General features: G+C 75.3%; 1 protein-coding gene. It reads left to right on the top strand.

Features of this window, described 5'->3' with window-relative positions; translation table 11 throughout:
- The first annotated feature begins 339 nt into the window (after positions 1-339).
- Complete coding sequence (locus tag ACZ53N_RS20270) at positions 340-2007, top strand: DoxX family protein (protein WP_469142211.1); 1668 nt, start codon at positions 340-342, stop codon at positions 2005-2007.
- The last annotated feature ends 104 nt before the right edge of the window (positions 2008-2111 follow it).

Here is a 2111-nt window from a genome sequence, read left to right as displayed (position 1 = left end):
TGTCGTGCCCTCCGGCGTTGGTGGGCGCCCGGCGGGCGCTTCCCCAAGCGCCGGACGGGCTGATTGCAGCCCGTCCGGCGCTTGAGGACAGAGCACGGCAGCCCGTCCGGCGCTTGAGGACACCGCACAGCAGCCCGTCCCGCGCTTGAGGACACCGCCGCGCAGCGGTGGTGCGGAGTTCTTCGGCTACCGGCCCTTCTTGCCGTCTGCGGCGGTGGGGAGGCGGGCGTCGCGGCCCGCTCAACAAGCTCCGCCGGATGGCGCAGTTGGTGATCTTGACGGGTCTCGGACAGTTCGGGTCGGTCAAGGCAGTGTCCTAATCACAAGTCACTCGGTTAGATGAGTGTGGACACCAGAACACCCCGCACACCTACGGGGGGAAGCTCTTCGGGGTACGACGACCAGCCCGCGCTGAGTACGGTGAAGGTTCCGTCCGACCCCGCGCAGGTCGTTGTCAACCACGTGAGTTTCCGCGTGCAGCTCGCCCGGCCCCCGCGCGCCGCCCGGCAGTTCGCCGGGATCGCCGACACGGCGCAGCTGCCGACCGTCAGGAGCGCGGCCAAGCGGCGCGCCCCGGTGGTGTGGAGCGGGCGGACCGAGCCCGGCGAGTCCGCGCCCACCCAACTCCTCCAAGCCATAAGAGACTCCGGCGCGGCCGGCCCGGACCCGGTGACCGCCGGGGGCCATGACGCGGGCTCCACCCAGGTGCTGCCGCGCATCCGCGTCGACGACGCCCCGACCACCGTCATCGGCCCCCGTGGACCCGCCGAGCCCACAGACCCCACCGGCACCCGGAGTCCCAGCGGACCCACTGACTCCACCGGTCCCGGGACCCAACTGCTGCACGGCGTACGCCCGACCCGCAGCGCGTACGACGAAGAGGCGTACGACTACTCCGAGTTCGACGGCCGGGACGGCCGCGACGAGGCGTACGACGAGGACGGCAGACCGCGCCGCACCGGCGACTCCGTCCGGCACGCCTACTACCCCGGCCGCCGGATGAACCTCGGCGTCGTCCTGCTCCCCCTGCGCGTCTTCCTCGGCTTCATCTCCATCTACGCCGGCATGGGCAAGCTCTGCGACCCCGTCTACTTCGACGGCGGCCGTCGCGGCTCGATGGTCACCTGGCTGACCTCCCTGCACCCCTGGCCCCTCGCCTCGCCGCTGCGTGACCTGGCGCTCAGCCACCCCGTCGGTGCCGGTCTGACCGTCGCCTTCCTCCAGGTCGTCGTCGGCGTGCTCACCATCTTCGGCCTCTGGCAGCGCGTCGCCGCCTCCATCGGCGTCCTGCTGTCCGCGACCCTGCTGGTCACGGTGAGCTGGCGGAGCGTTCCGGCGTACGACGCCCCCGACATCATCTACCTCGCCGCGTGGAGCCCCCTGGTCATCGCCGGCGCCCCCTTCTACTCCATCGACGGCCGGCTCGCGAGCGAGGCCTGGCGGCGGCTCGGCCCGCGCGCCGAACTCTGGGAGCTGCGACGGCGCGTACTGCGCCGCGGCACGATCATGGCGACCGTGCTGATCGGCCTCTCGCTGCTGATCGGTTCGACGCTCGGCGGGGCCGTACGGTCCTCCGAGGTCGCCCGGATGCCCGGCCCGGCCGACCCGCCCACCAACCACCTTCCCGGTTCGCCCCTCCCGCGGAAGCCGGGATCCCCGGCCAGCCCGCGCGGCTCCCAGAGCGCGGTGCCCCCCGGCACCCCCAAGCCCACCGCGCCCGGCCGGAAGACGGCGACCCCCACCCCCACCGGCCCGGCCGCGCCGGGCGCCGCCCGTACGCCGACGAGTTCGGCGGGCACCGCGGGACACCCCGGCAACACCCCGGGCGGCGTCCGCCCCGCACCGCAGAGCCCGCGCCAGCCGGCGGCCCCCGCCGCCCCGCGCAGCCCCTCCTCGGCCACGGGCGGCACCACCGGTGGCACGACGGGCGGCACGGGCACCTCGTCCGGCGGCTCGACCGGCGGCAGCTCCCGCGGCGGAGGCGCCCTGGGCGGCCTGCTGGGCTGACACCGGTCACCGACGCCGGGGGGGGGGGGGGGGGGGGGGGGGGGGGGGGGGGGGAGGGGGGGGGGGGGGGGGGGGGGGGGGGGGGAAGGGGGGGGAGGGGGGAG

It is taken from the genome of Streptomyces sp. NPDC033229 (genome assembly GCF_055576875.1).
Note: the sequence above shows the minus strand (reverse complement) of the source record. Positions and strands in the feature narration are given on the sequence as shown.